Annotated in this window: 17 protein-coding genes; 16 read left to right on the top strand and 1 reads right to left on the bottom strand. The window is 71.9% G+C overall.

Annotated features, from left to right (window positions below; translation table 11 throughout):
* Positions 1–158: 158 nt before the first annotated feature.
* From paaC to ACQPXD_RS37935, 11 genes are all read left to right on the top strand, one after another.
* Positions 159–890: a 1,2-phenylacetyl-CoA epoxidase subunit PaaC gene (gene paaC, locus ACQPXD_RS37985; RefSeq protein WP_432844102.1), complete on the top strand. Its 732-nt coding sequence runs from the start codon at positions 159–161 to the stop codon at positions 888–890.
* Complete coding sequence (gene paaD / locus ACQPXD_RS37980; RefSeq protein ID WP_432826734.1) at positions 884–1,378, top strand: 1,2-phenylacetyl-CoA epoxidase subunit PaaD; 495 nt, start codon at positions 884–886, stop codon at positions 1,376–1,378. Before paaC ends, paaD begins: the two co-directional genes overlap by 7 nt.
* Entirely contained in the window at positions 1,379–2,473 is a 1,095-nt protein-coding gene (gene paaE / locus ACQPXD_RS37975) for a 1,2-phenylacetyl-CoA epoxidase subunit PaaE (protein ID WP_432826732.1), read from the top strand.
* Positions 2,474–2,547: 74 nt separating this feature from the next.
* A complete protein-coding gene (locus ACQPXD_RS37970) occupies positions 2,548–4,257 on the top strand; it encodes a dihydroxy-acid dehydratase (RefSeq protein ID WP_432826730.1) in 1,710 nt (569 codons plus the stop codon).
* Positions 4,250–5,155, top strand: a complete 906-nt coding sequence (locus ACQPXD_RS37965) for an NAD(P)-dependent oxidoreductase (protein ID WP_432826728.1) — start codon at positions 4,250–4,252, stop codon at positions 5,153–5,155. The genes ACQPXD_RS37970 and ACQPXD_RS37965 overlap by 8 nt, the downstream gene beginning before the upstream one ends.
* Before the next feature lie 38 nt (positions 5,156–5,193).
* Positions 5,194–5,874, top strand: a complete 681-nt coding sequence (locus tag ACQPXD_RS37960) for a GntR family transcriptional regulator (protein ID WP_432826726.1) — start codon at positions 5,194–5,196, stop codon at positions 5,872–5,874.
* A 131-nt stretch (positions 5,875–6,005) separates the two neighbouring features.
* Complete coding sequence (locus ACQPXD_RS37955; RefSeq protein WP_432826724.1) at positions 6,006–7,664, top strand: FAD-dependent monooxygenase; 1,659 nt, start codon at positions 6,006–6,008, stop codon at positions 7,662–7,664.
* A complete protein-coding gene (locus ACQPXD_RS37950) occupies positions 7,661–8,521 on the top strand; it encodes a hydroxypyruvate isomerase family protein (protein ID WP_432826722.1) in 861 nt (286 codons plus the stop codon). The genes ACQPXD_RS37955 and ACQPXD_RS37950 overlap by 4 nt, the downstream gene beginning before the upstream one ends.
* Positions 8,518–9,426 (top strand): fumarylacetoacetate hydrolase family protein, encoded by a 909-nt coding sequence (locus tag ACQPXD_RS37945; RefSeq protein ID WP_432826720.1) that lies wholly within the window; start codon positions 8,518–8,520, stop codon positions 9,424–9,426. Before ACQPXD_RS37950 ends, ACQPXD_RS37945 begins: the two co-directional genes overlap by 4 nt.
* A 110-nt stretch (positions 9,427–9,536) precedes the next feature.
* On the top strand, positions 9,537–11,087 hold the full coding sequence (locus tag ACQPXD_RS37940; protein WP_432826718.1) for an ABC transporter substrate-binding protein: 1,551 nt from the start codon (positions 9,537–9,539) through the stop codon (positions 11,085–11,087).
* Positions 11,088–11,176: 89 nt separating this feature from the next.
* The gene (locus ACQPXD_RS37935) at positions 11,177–11,791 is read left to right on the top strand and encodes a TetR/AcrR family transcriptional regulator (protein ID WP_432826716.1); all 615 of its coding nucleotides are present in this window, start codon (positions 11,177–11,179) and stop codon (positions 11,789–11,791) included.
* Here the strand turns inward: ACQPXD_RS37935 and ACQPXD_RS37930 are convergent.
* Complete coding sequence (locus ACQPXD_RS37930) at positions 11,696–13,219, bottom strand: MDR family MFS transporter (protein ID WP_432826714.1); 1,524 nt, start codon at positions 13,217–13,219, stop codon at positions 11,696–11,698. The two genes, ACQPXD_RS37935 and ACQPXD_RS37930, sit on opposite strands and share 96 nt — an antisense overlap.
* Positions 13,220–13,314: 95 nt before the next feature.
* On the opposite strand from ACQPXD_RS37930, the gene ACQPXD_RS37925 reads away from it, so the two are divergent.
* From ACQPXD_RS37925 to ACQPXD_RS37905, 5 genes are all read left to right on the top strand, one after another.
* Positions 13,315–13,902: a TetR/AcrR family transcriptional regulator gene (locus tag ACQPXD_RS37925; protein ID WP_432826712.1), complete on the top strand. Its 588-nt coding sequence runs from the start codon at positions 13,315–13,317 to the stop codon at positions 13,900–13,902.
* Between the two features lie 203 nt (positions 13,903–14,105).
* Positions 14,106–15,710: an ABC transporter substrate-binding protein gene (locus ACQPXD_RS37920; protein ID WP_432826710.1), complete on the top strand. Its 1,605-nt coding sequence runs from the start codon at positions 14,106–14,108 to the stop codon at positions 15,708–15,710.
* A 39-nt stretch (positions 15,711–15,749) separates the two neighbouring features.
* On the top strand, positions 15,750–16,688 hold the full coding sequence (locus ACQPXD_RS37915; protein ID WP_432826708.1) for an ABC transporter permease: 939 nt from the start codon (positions 15,750–15,752) through the stop codon (positions 16,686–16,688).
* On the top strand, positions 16,685–18,622 hold the full coding sequence (locus tag ACQPXD_RS37910; RefSeq protein ID WP_432826705.1) for a dipeptide/oligopeptide/nickel ABC transporter permease/ATP-binding protein: 1,938 nt from the start codon (positions 16,685–16,687) through the stop codon (positions 18,620–18,622). The genes ACQPXD_RS37915 and ACQPXD_RS37910 overlap by 4 nt, the downstream gene beginning before the upstream one ends.
* A complete protein-coding gene (locus ACQPXD_RS37905; protein ID WP_432826703.1) occupies positions 18,619–20,103 on the top strand; it encodes a TIGR03086 family metal-binding protein in 1,485 nt (494 codons plus the stop codon). The genes ACQPXD_RS37910 and ACQPXD_RS37905 overlap by 4 nt, the downstream gene beginning before the upstream one ends.
* Positions 20,104–20,113 lie beyond the last annotated feature (10 nt).

Raw genomic sequence — 20,113 nt, 5'->3', positions numbered from 1 at the left:
TGAGCACTGAGCACGACAGCCCGTTCGACCTGCTCGCCGACAACACCGACGACGGGCACCGCTGGGCGTTCGGCACCGGCTTCACCGACCCGCTGGCCGGCGTCGACACCGCGGTACCCGACAGCATCGACGCCCGCGCGCTGGCCGACTACTGCCTGATGCTCGGCGACGACGCCCTGATCTACAGCCACCGCCTGCAGGAGTGGATCACCCGGCTGCCGGAGCTGGAGGAGGAGACCGCGGTCGCGAACATCGCCCTCGACCTGCTCGGCCAGGCCCGTCTGCTGCTCGCCCGGGCCGCCACCGCCGACCCCGGCCGCGGCGCGGACGAGGACGCACTGGCGTTCTTCCGCAACGCCGATGAGTTCCGCAACGTCCGCATGGTCGAGGCCGCCGACGAGGACTTCGCCGAGCTGGTCGGCCGCCTGCTGGTCTTCGCCAGCTGGCGGCTGGCGCTGTTCGAGCGGCTGCGCGACTCGGCCGACCCGGTGCTGGCCGCGATCGCCGCCAAGGCGGTCAGCGAGCTGGCCTACCACCGCGACTACGCCGCCCAGTGGGTGGTCCGGCTGGGCGACGGCACGCCGCTGTCGCACCGGCGCATGCAGCGCGCCCTGGACCGGCTGTGGCCGCTGGTCGACGAGCTCTTCGAGCCGCACCCGGTCCCGGCCGTGCTCGGGGCCACCGCCGTCGAGCCCGGCGCGGTGCGCGCCGAGGTCGACGTGGTGCTCGACACCGTGCTGGCCACGGCCGGCCTCGACCGGCCGGCGGCCGCGCCGCGCGGGCGGGTGCTGGGCCGGGCCGGTCGCGACGGCGTCCACACCGAGGCCCTGGGCTACGTGCTGGCCGAGCTGCAGTCGGTCGCCCGCGCGTACCCGGACGCGACATGGTGAGCGCGACCGCGTGGTCGGTCGCGGCCGGCACGCCCGACCCGGAGCTGCCGATGGTGAGCATCGCCGAGCTGGGCATCCTGCGCTCGGTCGAGCAGGAGGGCGACGCGGTGGTCGCCACGATCACGCCGACGTACTCCGGCTGCCCGGCCATGCGCGAGATCACGGCGGACCTCCGCCACCGGCTGGCGGCGGCCGGCTACCCGAACGTCACGGTCCGGACCCGCCTGGCGCCGGCCTGGACCAGCGACTGGATCACCGACGCCGGCGCGCGCAAGCTGCGCGCCGCCGGCATCGCCCCGCCGCACGCGGCACCGCGCCGCACGGGGCCGACGCCGCTGACCCTGCTCGCCACCCGCACCGTCGTGACCTGCCCGCGCTGCGGCTCGGCCGAGACCGCCCGCACGGCCCAGTTCGGGTCGACCGCCTGCAAGGCGCTCTACCGCTGCGCGGCCTGCGCCGAACCGTTCGAGTACGTCAAGGAGATCTAGGTGAGCCAGACAGCGGCCCCCGATTTGCCGGTCAAACCGGACCGCGCGTTCTACCCGTTGCGGGTGGCCCGGGTCGAACCGTTGACCGACGACTCGGCCGCGGTGAGCTTCGACGTGCCCGAGGGGCTCGGCCCGCGCTTCGCCTTCGCGCCCGGCCAGTCGCTGACCATCCGCCGGCTGGTCGACGGCCGCGACGAGCGCCGCTCCTACTCGATCTGTGCCCCGGCCGGCCGGGCGCCGCGCATCGGCGTGCGCGAGGTGCCGGGCGGCGTCATCTCGGGCTGGCTGGTGCGCGAGGTGCGGCCCGGTGACGTGGTCGAGGTCCAGCCGCCGGCCGGTGCCTTCACTCCGGACCTGACCCGGGCCGGGCGGCACGTGCTGATCGGGGCCGGCAGCGGGATCACCCCCCTGCTGTCGATCGCCAGATCGGTGCTGGCCGCCCGCGACGACACCACGGTCACCCTGATCTACGCCAACCGGCGCAGCGACACGGTGATGTTCGCGGACGAGATCGCCGACCTCAAGGACGCCCACCCCGATCGGACCCAGGTCGTGCACGTGCTCTCCCGGGAGCCCCAGGAGGTCGACCTGTTCACCGGGCGCCTCGACCCGGCCAAGCTGCGGCAGTTGCTGCCGGCCTCGGTCGACGTCGCGGGCGTCGACCACTGGTGGCTGTGCGGGCCGTTCGCCCTGGTGACCGCGGCCGGCGAGCTGCTGGCCGAGCTCGGCGTCGAGCCCGGCCGGATCCACCGCGAGCTGTTCTACGTCGAGGAGGCCCCGCCGGCCGAGGTGCATCACGTCGACGCGCCGGCCGGGCCGGGCGCCGAGGTCACCGTCGTGCTCGACGGCCGGGCCAGCGCCGTGACGGTGCCGCCGGGGACGCCGGTGCTGGACGCGGCCCAGCGGGTGCGGCCCGGCCTGCCGTTCGCCTGCAAGGGCGGGGTGTGCGGCACCTGCCGCGCGCTGGTCCGCTCGGGCACGGCACACATGCGCCGCAACTACGCGCTGGAGCCCGCCGAGGTCGCCGCCGGATACGTGCTCACCTGCCAGGCCATCCCGGAGTCGGACACCCTGCTCGTCGACTACGACGCCTGAACGCCCGCGCTCGGCGATTGCCAACCCCGCTTACATGTCAGTAGTGTGCCAGTCATATATGAGAAGGGAGCCAGGTGTCGCAGGAAGGAACCGCCCGCGGCGGCGGTGAGCTGTTCGACGGCCCGTCCGTCGACGCGTTCGTCCACCGCGCCTTCATGCGCGGCCGCGGGCTGTCCGCCGAGCAGGTGCGCCGGCGCCCCGTGATCGGGATCTGCTCGTCCTGGAGTGAGCTGAATCCGTGCAACTCCGGCCTCGACCGGGTGGCTCAGGCGGTCAAGGACGGCGTGACCGCGGCCGGTGGGCTGCCGCTCGTCTTCCCCACCATCTCCATCTCCGAGCCGTTCTCGCGCCCGTCGTCGATGCTGCTGCGCAACCTGATGGCGATGGACGTGGAGCAGATGATCGCGTCGAGCCCGATCGACGCGGTGGTGCTGCTGGGCGGCTGCGACAAGACGGTCCCGGCGCAGCTGATGGGGGCGATCAGCGCCGGCAAGCCGGCGCTGGTCGTCACCGCCGGGCCGCGTCAGGTCGGGTGCTGGCGCGGCGAGTCCCTGACGGTCGACGACCTGTGGCCGCTGGCCGACCGCCGCCGCCAGGGGCTGGTCAGCGACGAGCAGTGGCGCGAGCTGGAGGACTGCCTCAACCCCAGCACGGGGACCTGCAACGTCATGGGTACCGCCATCACCATGGCGGCCATCGCCGAGGTGCTCGGCTTCGCGCTGCCCGGCTCCAGCCTGCCGGTGGCCACCGGGGCCAGGCGACTGGCGCTGGCCGAGGAGACCGGGCGGCGTATCGTCGCCGCGGCGGGCGAGAAGCTGCGGCCCTCGGAGCTCGTCACGCCGGCCGCGCTGGAGAACGCCGTGCGGGTGGTGTGCGCGGTGAGCGGCTCGACGAACGCCGTGGTGCACCTGGCGGCCATCGCCGGGCGGGCCGGAATTCGGCTCTCGCGGGCGAAGCTGCGCCAGTGGACCCGCGACACGCCGGTCCTGGCCGACGTGCGCCCGGCCGGGCGCCACCTGCTCGCCCAGCTGGAGCAGGACGGCGGCATCCCCGCCGTCGTGCGCCGGCTCGGCGACCGGATGCACCTGGACTGCCGCACGGCGACGGGTCGCCGCTGGGCCGACGAGCTGCCGCCCGATGAGGGGCCCACGCCTTCGCTGCGCACCGTGGAGGACCCGGTGGACGCCGACGGCGCCCTGGCGGTGCTGGAGGGCAACCTCGCCCCGGACGGTGCGATCATCAAGCGCAGCGCCGCATCGGCCCGCCTGCTGCGGCACGTCGGCCCCGCGGTCGTCTTCGACGGGGTCGACGATCTCCACGCGCGCATCGACGACCCGGCGCTGCCGATCGGCCCGGACTCGGTGCTGGTGCTGCGCGGGACCGGTCCCCGCGGCGGCCCCGGGATGCCGGAGGTCGGGCATCTGCCGATCCCGCGGCGGCTGCTGGACGCCGGCGTCGACGACATGGTCCGCATCTCCGACGCCCGGATGAGCGGCACCGCGACCGGCACCGTGGTGCTGCACGTCGCGCCGGAGGCCGCGGTCGGCGGTCCGCTGTCGCTGGTGCGCGACGGCGACCCGATCCGGCTGGACGTGCCGGCCGGAGCGCTGGAGCTGCTGGTCGACCCGGCGGTGCTGGGCGCGCGGGAGCCCGTCCTCCCGGCCGGCGTCCCGCCGCGCCGGGGCTACGACCTGCTCTACTGGCGGCACGTCAGCCAGGCGCCGGCGGGCTGCGACTTCGACTTCCTGCGCGGAGCCGAGGGACCGGGCGGCGGCGATGACTGAGCCGGCCGCGCCGCCCGCCGGCGGGCCGATCGGCTTCATCGGCCTGGGGGCGATGGGGATGCCGATGGCCCGGCGGCTGCGCGATCGCGGCGACGAGCTGGTGGTCTGGTCGCGAACGGCGGCCAAGGCCGCCGCGGTCGCGGCGGACAACGTGCGCGTCGTCGACGGCCCCGCCGCGGTCGCGCGCGCCTGCCCGGTGGTCGTCAGCTGTCTGCTCGACGGCGCCGCGATCGAGTCGGTGTACCTCGGCGCGGACGGGGTCATCGCCAATGCCGCCCCGGGCGCGTTGCTGGTCGAGCACGGCACCTTCGCCCCGGCACTGGCCCGCCGGCTCGCGGCGGCGGCCGGGGAGCGCCGCGCCCAGTTCCTCGACGCCCCGGTGACCGGCGGCGCGGCCGGCGCGGCGGCGGGCACGCTGATCGGCATGGTGGGCGGCGAGGCCGGCGCCTCGGCCCGGCTGGTACCCGTGGCCTCGGCATACTGCGCGTCGGTGGAGCGGGTCGGCCCGTCCGGCGCCGGCGTCGCGTTGAAGCTGGTCAACCAGATGCTGGTCGCGGCGCACACGCTGAGCGCGGTCGAGGCGGCCGCCCTGGTGCGGGCGGCCGGCATCCCCGTCGAGGTCGCCGATCGCGTGCTCAACGGCGGCTGGGCGGCCAGCGCGATGCTCGCCCGCAACCTCGAGCCGGCCGTCACCGGACGGTACCCGGACCAGGGGGCGACCGTCGGCCTGCTCACCGAGGTCCTCGGGCTGGTGCGCGACGCGGTCGCCGCGTTCGCGATCCCGACCGTGGTGGAGCCCGTGGTCTACGCGCACTTCCTGGAGTCGACCCGGGCGGGCTTCGGCGGCGGTGACCTTTCGGCCCTACCCATCGCCCCGGAGCGGCCTGCCGGCGGGTAACGTGGTGAGGTCTCAGCGATATATGAGAGGACCCACCGATGGTGATGGAGCAGGGCGCGGTCAAGCAGGTTGACGGCATGGCCGACCTGTCGATGACCGACCGGGTATATGCCCTGCTCAAGGAGGAGATCATCCGGGTCGATCGCAAGCCGGGGGACCTCCTCGGCGAGGGAGACCTGGCCGAGCGCTTCGGGGTCTCCAAGACGCCGGTGCGGGAGGCGCTGCGGCTGCTCGCCCGCGAGGGCTGGGTGCGTGTGCTGCCCCGCAAGGGCTACCTGATCCGCCCGCTGCGGCTGGAAGACGTCCGCGAGATCTTCGAGATGCGGCTGGCCCTGGAGCCGGTGCTCGCCGCGCAGGCGGCGGCCACCGCGAGCGCCGAATCGGTGCAGCGGCTGCGTGGGCTGGTCGACTCGCAGGCCAACGCCGGCTCCGCCGGCGAGGCCCTCGACGCGGCCCGCGCGTTCCACATCGCGGTCGCCGATCTGGTGGGCAACGGCAGGATGTCGCAGGCGCTGTTCGACCTGCTGGACGAGGTCCGCCGGCTGCACTTCCTGCTCCCGAACGTCGAGTCGCACATCACCTCCGACGAGGAGGTCAGGGCGCACCGGCGCCTGGTCGTCGCCCTGCGCGCCAAGGACGCCGAGAAGTCGGCGGACATCATGCGCCGGCATCTCAACGAGGTGGCGCGCACCCTCGTGCGCGGCTTCGGCGGCATCTAGCCCGGCTCCGGATCCGCATGTCGGAACCACCGGCGGCTCGTCTAATATATCAGACGCATTTCGTTGACATTACAGTAAAGTACGATGAGGATCACAACGTAGCGCCCGCTGCGCATGATCGGAGTCGGTGGATGAAGAACACGAATCCCGAGAGCCCGGTCCCGGTTCTGGTGGTCGGTGCGGGGCCGGTCGGGTTGAGTTGCGCGCTGTTGCTCGCGCGGCACGGCATCGCCTCGACCGTCATCGAGCGCGGCGACGCGACCCACGGCCACCCGAAGGCGCGCGGCGTCCGCATCCGCACGATGGAGCTGCTGCGGCAGTGGGGCCTGGAGCCGGCGTTGCGCGCGCAGTCCCTGCCCCAGGGCGTCGCCGGATTCATCTACTGCGACTCGCTGTGCGGGGCCGAGGCCGCGCGCTCCGAGGCGATGGAGTCGGTCGCGGGCCCGTTCAGCCCCACCTCGTCGCTGCGGGTGGCGCAGGACGCGGTGCAGGAGACGCTGCTGGCCGCGGTGCGCGCCGAGCCGCTGATCACGCTGCTCCTGCACCACGAGCTGATCGGCGTGGACCAGGACGAGCACTCGGTGACCGCTCGCGTCGCCGCCGAAGAGGGCCGCGAGCACCGCATCCGGGCCCGTTACGCGGTGGCGGCCGACGGCGTCGGCAGCGCCACCCGCAAGCTGCTCGGGCTCAACCTGGTCGGCATCCCGGTCCTGGGCTACTGGCATTCGGTCTACTGGTCCGGCGACCTGTCGCGCTGGACGGCCGACCGGCCGTGCGTGCAGTACATCACCGGTGTCCGTCACGGACCGGTGACCACGGTCGCGCCGGTCGACGGCCAGCGCCGCTGGGTGACGATGGTGATGCGGCCGCCGAGCACCGAGCCGCCGGCGTCGCTGACCCCGGAGCAGGCGCGCGCCCTCATCCGGGGCGCGGTCGGGCCGGCGGACGACCAGCCCGGCGCCGGGCCGGACGGCTCGGCGTTCGACGACATCGAACTGCTCGACATCACGACCTGGCGGCTCAGCGCCCAGGTCGCCGACGGCTGGCGCGCGGGGCGGGTGTTCCTGGCCGGCGACGCCGCCCACGTCTTTCCCCCGACCGGCGGGTTCGGCATGAACGCCGGCATCCAGGACGTGCACAACCTCACCTGGAAACTGGCCCTCGTCCTCACCGGGCGGGCCGGTCCCGGCCTGCTGGACACCTACGAGGCCGAGCGCCGGCCGGTGGTCTCCGGCTACGCGGACTGGAGCGTCGACAACAGCGGGCGCATCCGGCAGATCGTGTCCGCGATCGCCGCCGACGACAAGGAGACGCTGGCCACGTTGCTCGACGAGCAGGGCCAGCACGTCAACGCCATCCGGATGGACCTCGGCTTCACCTATCCGCCCCCCGCGGCCCTGGCCGGCGAGCTCGAATCCGACGCCGGCGCCGGCGAAGAGTTCCGGCCGGACGCGGTGCCCGGCCGGCGCGCCCCGCACGCCTGGATCGACGTCGCCGGGCAGCGCCGCTCGACCCTCGACCTGTTCGACACCGGCTTCGTCCTCTTCGTCGGGTCGCAGGCGTCCGGCTGGCGCGACACCGCGGCGGCGCTCGGCCGTGGCGACCTGGTTCGTGTCGCGAGCCCGGGGGATACGTTCAAGGCGGAGGACGACGAGTTCGAGCGCGCCTACCGGCTCGCCCCGCACGGGGCGATCCTGGTCCGGCCCGACGGACACGTCGCGTGGCGCGCCGACGCGCCCCCGGCCGACCCCGAGCAGCTGCGCCGCGTCCTGGACGGACTGCTCGGGTGAGCGCGGCCGGCGTGCCGATCGCGCCGAGTGCGTTCACGTTCCCGTCGGATGCGAACATCTCGATGCTGTTCACCCACCTGCCGCTGAACGATCGCCCCGCCGCCGCGGCCGAGGCCGGCTTCGACGCCGTGGAGGTGTGGTGGCCGTTTCCGACGCCCACGCCGTCGGCCCGCGAGATCGGCCGGTTCGAGGCGGCACTCCGCGCGGCAGGTACCCGGCTGGTCTCGATCAATCTGCACGAGGGCGACCCGCACCGTGGAGACCGGGGGCGCATCTCCTGGCCGCACGCGACCGACGCCGTCCGGGCCAATGCCGAGATCGTGCTCGACATCGCCGAGGCAACGGAGTGCCGGCTGGTGAACGCGCTCTACGGCAACCGCCTGCCCGAGCTCGACCCCACGGTCCAGCGGGACGTCGCCCTGGACAACATCGCGCACCTGGCCCAGCGGGCCGGGCCGCGCGGCATCACGGTCGTGCTGGAGACCCTGAACCGTTTCGACAGCCCGGCATTCCCGTTGATCCGGCTGGAGAACACCATCAGGCTCCTGCACGAGGCCCGGGAACGCGCCGGGCTGGACAACATCGCGCTGCTGTTCGACGTGTACCACCTGCACCGCAGCGGCAGCGACCTGGTCGAGCAGATCCGGCTGGCGGCCGACCGCATCGCGCACGTCCAGCTCGCCGACGACCCGGGCCGCGGCCGTCCGGGCAGCGGCGCCATCGACTTCCCGGCAGTGCTGGAAGCGCTGCACGACGTCGGCTACCGCGGGTACCTCGGTCTGGAGTACATCCCGGAGCCCGACTCACCCGGAGGGCGCCCGCTGCTGAACGACTTACTACGGAAGGAAACGGCATGAAGATCGTGACGTTCGGACCGGTACGCGCCGAGCAGCCGGGCATCCTGGCGGACGAGCACACCATCGTCCCGCTCGCCCCGCTGCTGATCGAGGCCGGCTACACCGATCTGCCGACGAACGCCCTCCTCGCGCTCCTGCCGCAGCTGCGGCCGGAGCTCGACAAGCGGGTCGACGCCGCGAGGATCACCGTGAGCGCGGACAGCGTGCGGCTGGGCCCGCCCGTCCCCAAACCACCGAAGATCATCGTCGCCGGCGGCAACTACCAGTCCCACGTGGACGAGGCGGCGGGCAGGAAGAACGCGCCGTCGCCGTCCGAGCCGCTGCTCATCTTCAAGCCGTCCAACACCGTGATCGGCCCGACCGACCCGCTGGTCCGGCCGGCGCAGACCGAGCAGCTCGACTACGAGACCGAGATCGCCGTGGTGATCGGCCGGGGCGGCTTCCGGATTCCGCGGGAGAGCGCCTACGACCACATCGCCGGGTACATGATCGGCAACGACGTCACGGCCCGGGACATGGCCTTCAAGGACATGGCGCTGCACCCGATGTTCTCGCAGATCACCCGGGCCAAGGGCATCCCCACGGGGGCGCCCACCGGACCGTGGCTGGTCACCAAGGACGAGATCCCGGACCCGCACGACCTCGAGCTGAACTGCTGGGTCAACGGCGAGCTGCGCCAGCACGGCAACAGCAACGAGATGATCGTCGACATCCCCGGCCTGATCGAGGACTTCAGCAAGGTGCTCGAGCTCGAGCCGGGCGACATCATCCTCACCGGCACCACGACCGGGTGCGGCGCGTTCCAGAACCCGCCGTCGTTCCTGTTCGAGGGCGACGAGGTGCGTATGGAGATCACCGGCCTCGGCACCATGCGGACGCCCATCGTCGACGAGAAGCTCGCCTGACATCTCCATCGCCACCGTCCGCCATCGGTGCATCGCACCCCGCCGATCAGGAGAGCCGACCAGTGAACTCATCGATCCCGTTACGTCGCCGGCCGTGGGCCGGAAAAGCGGTGTCCGCCGTATCTGTGTTGTCGGTCGTCGCGGTCGCGCTGGCGGCCTGCGGCGGCTCGGACTCCTCGGCGTCGAACGACGGTAGCCAGCCGGCGGCCAGCGGCCGGGTCGGCGACCTCCTCACCGTGGCCGGGCCCGCGGCGATCCGTTCGTTCGACCCGTCGCTGGCGATCTCGACCGACCGCTACGCCATTCAGCTCGCCTACGAGCCGCTGCTGATCCACGCCAACGACGGCAGCTACCAGCCGGGCCTGGCGACGTCGTGGAAGTACCTTGGCACGGACAACCGGAAATTCGTGCTGCAGCTGCGGCCGGACGTCAAGTTCGCCGACGGCGGCGACCTGACCGCCGCGGCGGTCGTCGACTACCTCAAATATGTGGCGACCGGGACCGGAGCGCAGGCGTCGCTGTTCGCCGGCGACACCTTCACCGCGACCGGGCCGCTAGAGGTGACCATCGACACGGCGAGCCCCAAGCCGGACCTGGAGTACAACCTCTCGCAGGACACGAACGGCGGGGCGGTGATCAGTCCGGCCGGGCTCAAGGATCCGAAGTCCCTGTCCTCGGGGACCGCCGGCGCCGGCGAGTACATGCTGGACCCCTCGGCGTCGATTCCGGGGAGCCAGTACACGTTCGTGCCCAACCCGAACTACTACGACAAGGGCGCCGTGCACTGGAAGAAGGTCGTCTACAAGGCGATCGCGAATCCCCAGTCGACCCTGGCCGCCCTGCAGTCCGGGCAGGTGGACCTCGCACTGGGCGACCAGAGCACGATTTCCAGCGCGAAGCAGGCCGGGCTGACGGTGACGCAGGCGCCGGCCAGCGTGGCGATGATCAATCTGGCCGACCGCCAGGGGACCAAGGTGCCGGCCTTGGCCCAGGTGCAGGTGCGGCAGGCGCTGAACTACGCGGTGGACCGCGCCGCGATCCAGAAGGCGCTCTATCCGGACATCGCCTCGCCCGCGTCGCAGCTGGCGCTGCCCGGCGGCTACGGCTACGACCCGTCGCTCGACAACAGCTACCCCTACGACGTGGCCAAGGCGAAGTCGCTGCTGGCGCAGGCCGGCTACCCCGACGGCTTCAGCCTGGACGTCTACGCGACCGACGCGGGCGGCCTGGCGAACCTCGCGCAGGCCGTCGCCCAGCAGTGGGCGCAGATCGGCGTCAAGGCCTCGGTCAAGGACGTGGCCAACGCCCAGGCGTTCCAGCAGGCGGCGCTCGGCGGCCAGGCGCCGGCCTACACCACCAACTACAACGCGCAGCCGATCGCGACCGCCGGCAAGTATCTGTACCTGCCCAAGGCGGTGGCCAACCCGTTCCACACCGCCGACAGCACCCTGCAAGGCCTCTACGACCAGAACGTGGCCGCGTCCGGCAGCCAGAAGCAGGACCTCGACCGGAAGATCGTCGGCTATCTGAACCAGCAGGCGTGGTTCGTCCCGATCGTCAGCCAGAACTCCTTCTACTACGCGACGAAGCAGATCACCGGGACGCAGGTCAGCGCCGGGCAGCCGGTGCTGTGGATCAACAACGTCGCATCCGCCAGGTAAGCCGCCCAAACCGGGCGTCATCGGCCGGTCGGCATGCCCCCCTTCGGTCGGGCGTGCCGACCGGCTTCGGCGCATGGGACCATGTGTTCATGTCCGAGGCTGCGCAACCGCGACCGCCGGCGCGTCGTGGCCGGCCGGGCTACGACCAGGCGACCGTGCTGCGCCGCGCGATCGAGCTGTTCAACGCGAAGGGCTACGACGCCACCAGCATGGGCGACCTGGCCAAGGATCTCGGCCTGACGAAGTCGGCCATCTACCACCACGTCCCGAGCAAGGAGGCGCTGCTCTCGGCCGCCCTCGACGAGGCCCTCGACGGGCTGAGCGCGGCGATCGACACCGCGGTGACCGGCCGCGGCGCGAGCGCCTACGACCGGCTGAGGACCGCGCTGGAGCAGTCGGTGCTGATTCTCACGGAGCACCTGCCCGCGGTCACGCTGCTGCTGCGGGTCCGCGGCAACAGCGAGCTCGAGCTGGCCGCGCTCAAGCGCCGCCGTCTGCTCAGCGACAAGCTCGCCGCCCTGGTCCAGGCCGCCGTCGACGAGGGTGCGCTGCGGGACGACATCTCCCCGGTGGTCATCAGCCGGCTGCTGTTCGGCACCGTCAACTCGCTAGTCGAGTGGTACGACCCCGACGGCCCGGTCGACGCGTCCGAGCTGGCCCGATCGGTCGCCGGCATGGTCTTCGTCGGCCTCGTCAAGCACTGATCCGGCGGCTCGGCGCTCCGGCGCGGGCCGGCCCGGCAGCAGCAGGCACAGCGGGACGGCGACCGCGGCGAAGCCGATCGACCACCAGAACGCCTCGCGGAACGCGTGGGCGGGGCCGGCGTCGCCGGCGGCCGCGGCCAGCAGGATGACGGCGAGCACGGCGGTGCCCGCCGACCCGCCGATCTGCTGGCCCACCCGGGCGATGATGCTGCCCGAGGGCATGTCCGGGCGGGGCAGGCCGATGTACGCGGTGCCGCTGAGCGAGATGGTCGTGGCACCCATGCCGATGCCGCGCACGAACAACGCGGCCAGGAGCAGCACGTTGCCGGTGTGGTCGGTGACGAAGCCGAACGGGAGGGTGCCGACGGTCACGATCGCGAACCCGACGAGCGCGACCCAGCGGGGCCCGATCTCGTCGATGAGCTTGCCGGCCGGCCGGCGGGAGACCAGCGTGCCGACGCCCTGCGGGATGAGCAGCAGCCCGGCGTTGAGCGCGCTCTCGCCGCGCACCTGCTGCCAGTACAACGGCAGCAGCAACAACGCGCCGTAAAGCGCCGCGCCGGTGAGAAAGCCCAGCGCGGATGAGGAGGCCAGCGGCCGGTGGCGGAACAGGCGCACGTTGACCAGCGCAGTCGAGGCGCGGGGCAGGGCCCAGCGCACGAAGCCGGCCACCAGCGCGAGCCCGCCCAGCACCGGCACGAGGACCTGGGCGCTGCCGAACCCGCCGGCGGCGTTGACCCGGCTCAGCCCGAAGATGATCGCGGCGACGCCGGGCGAGAGCAGCAGCAGGCCGACCCAGTCCAGGCGGGTGCGCGCCGACGGCCGGTCGTTGGGCAGATTGCGCAGCGCGAGCAGCGCGCCGACCGTGCAGAACGGGATGTTGACCAGGAACAGCCAGCGCCAGTCGCCGAAGTTCAGGATGATGCCGCCGAGCACCGGCCCCAGGATCGGGCCCAGCGAGGAGGGCAGGGTCACCACCGACATCACGGTGCCGACGTTGCGGCCCCCGGCGGCCTGCATGATCAGCGTCATCATCAGCGGCATGATGACGCCGCCGCCGATGCCCTGCACGATGCGGAACGCGATCAGGCTGGGCGCGTCCCACGCGCACGCGCACAGGACCGAGCCGAGCAGGAACACGCCGAGCGCGACGATCCACAGCCGCTTGCCGCCCAGCGCCGATTGCGCCCACCCGGCGACCGGGATGGTCACGAACATCGCCAGCAGATATCCGGTGCTGACCCACTGGATCGTGCTGATCGGCGCGTGCAGGTCCTTGGCGAGGTCGTTGAGCGCGACGCTGACGATGGTCGCGTCGAACACGACCACCATCGCACCGGCGATGATGGTGAACGCGGTGCGCCACACCGCCGGATCCACGCCCGGCCCGGTTGCCGTCCGCGTCTGGACTACCTGCGGTGAACTCACCCGACTGACCCTTCAAGGTACGATCTTGTACCTACTCTGGGGTCACGCTACGGCCAATGCTCTAGATACGCAAATGTTTCTTGTGGGGAGGCGTAATGGCGGGCATCCGGCGCCACGGCAGGGCACTCGAGCGCGCGCTGCTCGACGCGGCCTGGGACGAACTGGTCGAGAACGGCTACGCCGCCTTCACCATGGATGCCGTCGCCACCCGGGCCCGCACCAGCCGCCCCGTCCTGTACCGGCGCTGGGCGGACAAGCACGAGCTCGTGCGCGCGGCCCTCACCCAGGCCGTCGAGCGTGACGACATCGCCATCCCGGACACCGGCACGCTGCGCGGCGACACCATCGCCCTCATGCGGGCGGCCAACGAGACCCGGCTCAACATCGCCGCCGTCCTGACCGTCCACCTCGGCGGCTACTACCAGGAGACCGGCACCAGCCCCGCCGACCTGCGCGAAAGCCTCTTGCCCGGCCGGCCGCGCATCACCCGGATCGTCCTCGACCGGGCCATCGCCCGCGGCGAGGTGCCGCGCGACTCGGTGAGCGACCGGATCGCTTCGCTGCCCTACCTGCTGCTGCAGCAGGAGTTCCTGCTGACCCTCAAGCCGGTGCCGCTCGAGGTCATCGAGGAGATCGTCGACACCATCTTCCTGCCGGCCGTCCTGGCTCCCCCGACCGATTGATCCGCGGCTTTTGCCGCCGTTGTTCCCGGTACTCGGGCCGGTACGGCACCCTTGACTTCCCGAACGGCCGGTCATTAATGTGGCGGCGTTCTCGACGCCCGACCTTCGGTTCCGCCGCCGTTCGTGACACCCCTGGCAACGGCGGCCGGTCGCCACCGTCCGCCATTCGGTGCATCGCACCCTGCCGTCAGGAGAGCCGAGCAGTGAACTTACGAATCCCGTTACGTCGCCGGCCGCGGGCCGGAAAAGCGGCGCTCGCCGCGTCTGTGCTGTCGGTCGTCGCGGCCGCGTCGGCGGCCTGCGGCGGCTCCGGCTCCGGCTCCTCGGCGACGAGCGACGGCAGCCAGCCGGCGGTCGGCGGCCGGGTCGGCGACCTCCTCACCGTGGCCGGGCTCGCGGCGCCCAACTCGCTCGACCCGTCGCTGGCGCTCGCCAACGGCCGCTACCCGATCCAGCTCGCCTACGAGCCGCTGCTGATCCACGCCAACGACGGCAGCTACCAGCCGGGCCTGGCGACGTCGTGGAAGTACGCCGGCACCGACAACCGGAAATTCGTGCTGCAGCTGCGGCCCGACGTCAAGTTCGCCGACGGCGGCGACCTGAGCGCCGCGGGCGTGGTGGATTACTTCCACTACGTCGCCACCGGGTCCGGGCCGCAGGCGTCGCTGTTCGCCGGCGACACCTTCACCGCGACCGGGCCGCTGGAGGTGACCATCGACATGGCCAGCCCCAAGCCGGACCTGGAGTACAACCTCTCGCAGGACACGAACGGCGGGGCGGTGATCAGTCCGGCCGGGCTCAAGGATCCGAAGTCGCTGTCGTCGGCGACCGCCGGCGCCGGCGAGTACATGCTGGACCCCTCGGCGTCGATTCCGGGGAGCCAGTACACGTTCGTGCCCAACCCGAACTACTACGACAAGGGCGCCGTGCACTGGAAGAAGGTCGTCTACAAGGCGATCGCGAATCCCCAGTCGACCCTGGCCGCCCTGCAATCCGGACAAGTGGACCTCGCACTGGGCGACCAGAGTACGGTCGCCGGCGCGAAGCAGGCCGGGCTGACCGTGACGCAGGCGCCGGTGTCGGTAGCGACGGTCAATCTGGCCGACCGCCAGGGGACCAAGGTGCCGGCGCTGGCCCAGGTGCAGGTCCGGCAGGCGCTGAACTACGCGGTGGACCGCGCCGCCATCCAGAAGGCCCTGTATCCGGACAGCGGTTCACCCGCGTCGCAGATGGCCCTGCCCGGCGGCGAAGGCTACGACTCGGCCCTGGACAACAGCTACCCCTACGACGTGTCCAAGGCGAAATCGCTGCTGGCCGAGGCCGGCTATCCCAACGGCTTCAGCCTGGACCTCTACGCGACCGACGCGGGCGGCCAGGCGAACCTCGCGCAGGCCGTCGCCCAGCAATGGGCGAAGATCGGCGTCAATGCGTCCGTGAAGGACCTGCCGAACATCCAGGCGTTCGTGCAGGCGACCCGGGGCGGCCAGGCGGCGGTCTACACCACGAACTACGGCCCGCAGCCGATCGCGACCGCCGGCAGCTCGCTCTACCTGCCCAAGGTGGTGTCCAACCCGTTCCACACCGCCGACAGCACCCTGCAAGGCCTCTACGAGCAGGACGTGGCCGCGTCCGGCAGCCAGAAGCAGGATCTCGACCGGAAGATCGTCGGCTACCTGAACCAGCAGGCGTGGTTCGTGCCGATCGTGGGCCAGGACGCCTTCTACTACGCGACCAAGAAGATCACCGGCACGCAGGTCAGCGCCGGACAGCCGTTGCTGTGGATCTGCAGCGTCGCACCCGCCAAATGACCCGCTGAGTTGGATTGAGAAATCGCGCTGATGTTTCGGATGACCTTCAGGTGGCTGACCTCGTCCCTGCTGCTGCTCTTCGCGGTCACGGTCCTGACCTTCGTGCTCTCGTCCCTCGCACCGGGAAACGCGGTCGAGGTGTATTTCAGCGGCCAGGCGTACACCCAGGAACAGTATGACCAGGTCGAACACCAGCTGGGCCTCGACATGCCGCCGCCCGTGCGGTACTGGCACTGGCTGACCCACGCGGTCCGCGGCGACCTGGGCATCGATCTGTTCAGCGGGCGGTCGGTCACCAGCGAGCTCAACGCCCGCATCGGCCCGAGCCTGTCCATCATTTTCGGCGTACTCCTGCTCGCCGCGGTGGTGGGTGTCGGGTTCGGCGTGCTCAGCGCGGTCCGCGGCGGCGCTCTGGGCCGGATCGTGGACGTCGTCGCCGTCCTCGGGTTCGCGGTGCCGAACTTCTGGCTGGCGGTCGTGCTCATCGACCTGTTCTCCGTCCAGGTGCGCCTGTTGCCGTCCACCGGGTACGTCCCGTTCGCCGACGACCCCGTCCAGTGGTTGCGCAGCCTCGTTCTGCCCGTGGTCGCGCTGGCCGTCGGCACGGTGGCACTCATCGCGCGGCAGGTCCGGGACTCGGTGCTGCGGGTGCTGGCGAAGGACTTCGTCACCGCGTTGCGCGCCCACGGCCTGCCGGTCCGGAAGATCGTGTTCAAGCATGTGCTGCGCAACGCGGCGATACCGATCGTGACCGCGCTCGGCATTCTGTTCATCGGTCTGCTCGGCGGCACCGTCTTCGTGGAGAACGTCTTCGGCCTGCCCGGGATCGGGCAGGAAGCCGTGTCCGCGGGCCTGACCCACAACCTGCCGGTCATCGAGGGCGTCGCGCTGTACTTCGCGATCCTGGTCGTCGCGATCAACCTGCTCGTGGACGTGTCGTACCGGTTGCTGGACCCGAGAGCGAGAACCGCGCGATGACAACCCAGCCAACGGCCGTGCCGGGCCCGGCCGACGCGGGCGCACCGGCCGCGCGGCACGGTCTGCTGCGCACCCTCGTGTCGCGTCCCGTGGCGGCCGTCGCACTGAGCTACCTCGTCCTGCTCCTGGTGGTCATCGCGGCCGCGCCGCTGGTCGCCCGGTACGACGCCGGCACCCAGGACCTCGCCCACGTTCTGGCCGGCCCGGGCGGCGGCCACTGGCTCGGCACCGACCAGCTCGGCCGCGACGTCACCAGCCGCCTGCTCTACGGCGGCCGGACCACGGTCGTGGACGTGCTCACCGCCCTCGTGGTGTTCGTCGTCATCGGCGTGCCGTTCGGGATTCTGGCCGGGTACCTCGGCGGGCGCACCGATCTGATCATCACCCGGGTCACCGACCTGGTGTTCGCGATCCCGGGCATCGTCGTGCTCCTCATGGTCGTGGCGATCTTTCCGGGCAACGACACGGCCGCGATGGTCACCCTCGGCCTGCTGCACACGCCGGGCCTGATCCGGATCGTCCGGGCCGCGACGATCGCGTGTCGCAACGAGCTCTTCGTCAAGGGCGCGCGGCTCGCCGGCCTCAGCACGCCGAGCGTCATGCGGCGGCACATCCTGCCGTCGCTGTCCGGCCCGATCATCGTGCAGATCTCGCTGTTCTCCGCCAGCACGCTGGTCGTGGAGAGCGGCCTGTCGTTCCTGGGCCTGATGCGGCCCGACGCGGCCGGCCCGACCTGGGGCAACCTCGTCGCGCAGGCGGCGGCCGTGACGTCACGCGACGGGTGGCTGCTCGTCCCGACCGGCGGCATCATCGCGCTCACGGTCATCGCGCTCAGCCTGCTCGGTGACTCGCTGCGGGACGCGACCGTCGAACGGTCCGTCCCGGCGGTCTCGCTCAGGCGGATCCGGCGACCGGATGCCGCCACGGCGGTCGAGCCCGAGGCCGTCGGGGCGGGTGCCCCGCTGCTGCAGGTGCGCGGGCTCACCGTCGGCTTGCACCGGGGCGGGGCCTTGCGGACCGTCGTGGACGACCTCAGCTTCTCCGTGCAGGCCGGCGAAGCGGTCGGTCTGGTCGGCGAGTCGGGCTGCGGCAAGTCCACGACGGCCAAGGCGATCCTCGGCCTGCTCCCGGCCGGCGGCCGGGTGACCCAGGGCTCGGTGTACTTCGACGGCACCGACCTCGTGCGGGCGAGCGAACGGACGCTGTCCCGCTTCCGGGGCAAGCGGATCGCCCTGGTGTCCCAGGACGCGGTGAACAGCCTCGATCCGCTCTTCACCGTGCGCTCCCAGATGCGCGAGGTCATCCGGCAGCACAGCGACCTGGGCCGGCGGCAGGCCGACGAACGCGCCGCCGAGCTGCTGCGGCTCGTCCGGTTCTCCGATCCAGCCGTGATTCTCGAGCGCCGGCCGTACGAGCTGTCCGGCGGCATGGCACAGCGCGTCTGCATCGCGATGGCCGTGGCGAACGAGCCGCAGCTGCTCATCGCCGACGAGCCGACATCGGCGCTCGACGTCACCGTCCAGGCGAAGGTCCTGGCCCTGCTGCGCGATCTGCAGGCGCAGCTCGGCATGGCGCTGGTCGTCATCACGCACGACTGGGGCGTGGTCGCCGACATCTGCGACCGGACCGTGGTGATGTATGCGGGCCAGCTCGTCGAGTCCGCCCCCGCGTCCGAGATCTATCACGCGCCCCGGCATCCCTACTCCGCGGCGCTGCTGGCCTCCGATCCCCATCGGACCGCCTACGGGGAGGACCTGCCGAGCATCGAGGGAGTGGTGCCGGAGCCCGGTGCGTGGCCGGTGGGCTGTCATTTCGCTTCCCGCTGCTTGCGAGCCACCCCGGAGTGCGCCGTGGCGACGATTCCCGTCGTGGAGGTCGGTGCCGGCCGGTTGTCCCGCTGCATCCACACCGATGAACTGGTCGTGGCGGAATGAACACGCCACTGCTGGCCGTTCGGGGGCTGACGGTCGACTACCGCAAGCCCGGGCGGGGCGGTTCGGTGTCGCGTGCCCTGGACGGTGTCGACGTGGAGGCGTCCCGGGGGCGCACGGTCGCGATCGTCGGCGAGAGCGGCTCGGGCAAGAGCACGCTGGGCAACGCGGTGCTCGGGCTGGTGCCGCCGACGGCCGGCAGCATCGTCTTCGACGGGGTCGAGGTGGTCGGCTGCGACGCGCGCACGCGCCGGGAGCTGACCCGCCACATCCAGCCGGTGTTCCAGGATCCCTACGGCTCGCTGAATCCCATGCGGACGATCGGCCAGACGCTGGAGGAGCCGCTGCTGGTGCACACCTCCATGTCTCGATCCGAGCGGGCCGGCGAGGTCGCGCGGGCGCTGACGATGGTCGGTCTTTCCCCGGACGCGGCCCACCGCTACCCGGCCGGTTTCTCCGGCGGGCAACGCCAGCGGATCGCGATCGCCCGGGCCCTCATCCCCAAGCCCAGGCTCATCGTGTGCGACGAGCCGACCAGCGCCCTGGACCTGTCGATCCAGGCGCAGATCCTCAACCTGCTGCGACGCGTGCAGCGCGAACTGGACCTGACGATGCTCTTCATTTCGCATGATCTGGGGGTGGTACGCCACGTTGCCGACGACATCGTGGTGCTCTACCACGGGCGGGTGCTTGAGCACGGTCCGGCCCGCGAGGTCTGCGACGAACCGAAACATCCCTACACCCGGCGCCTGCTCGCGGCCGTGCCGGACACCGATCCGGACGTGCAGCGCCGCCGTCACGTCAGCCTGGAGGAAGACGACTCGACCGTGGACATCATCGACGCGTACATGCGGGTATCGGCACAGGCGGAGGAGCTGGTGCGGTCGATCCCGGACGACCGGTTCGGATTCGCCACGCCGTGCCCCGGCTGGGACGTGCGGGCGCTGTGCAACCACATCCACGCCGGCGACATCGTGATCTCGAGCCGCATCCGGGGAACCACCCTGCCCGACCCGAAGTCGGCCGAGGACCGGCTCGGCGACGATCCGCGAGCGACGCTCTGCGCAGGGTTCGACGAGCTGCGCGGCCTCCTGTCGAAGCCGGACGTCCTCGACCGGCACACCACGACCGTCGGTCCCCAGGGCGACGTCCACGACGCGATCGTCGGGAACCTCCTCGCGAAGCGGGTCGCCGACATGGTCGTGCACAACTGGGATCTGGCGAAGGCGCTCGGCCTCCCGACCGCCGGCTTCGCCCCCGACCTCGTCGCGTGGACGCTGGCGCACTTCGAGGCGCGGACCGCCGAGGACCGGTCGCACAACCACATCGCCATTGCCGAACGGCCGCAGCCGGCACCGCGGGACGCGACCGACGCGGACCGGCTCGCGGCGCGACTGGGCCGGCCCGTGGATTTCGCCCCGGGGCCGTTCGATCGCAGCGCCCGGCCGGGCGACCGCCCGTGGACCCCGTGGGACAAAGCGTGAAGGGGGATCC

Origin of the sequence: Dactylosporangium sp. CA-092794, from assembly GCF_050948465.1 — a bacterium.
Taxonomy (GTDB): Bacteria; Actinomycetota; Actinomycetes; order Mycobacteriales; family Micromonosporaceae; genus Dactylosporangium.
The sequence above is the reverse complement of the archived record's forward strand: the minus strand, read 5'-3'. Positions and strand labels throughout refer to the sequence as shown.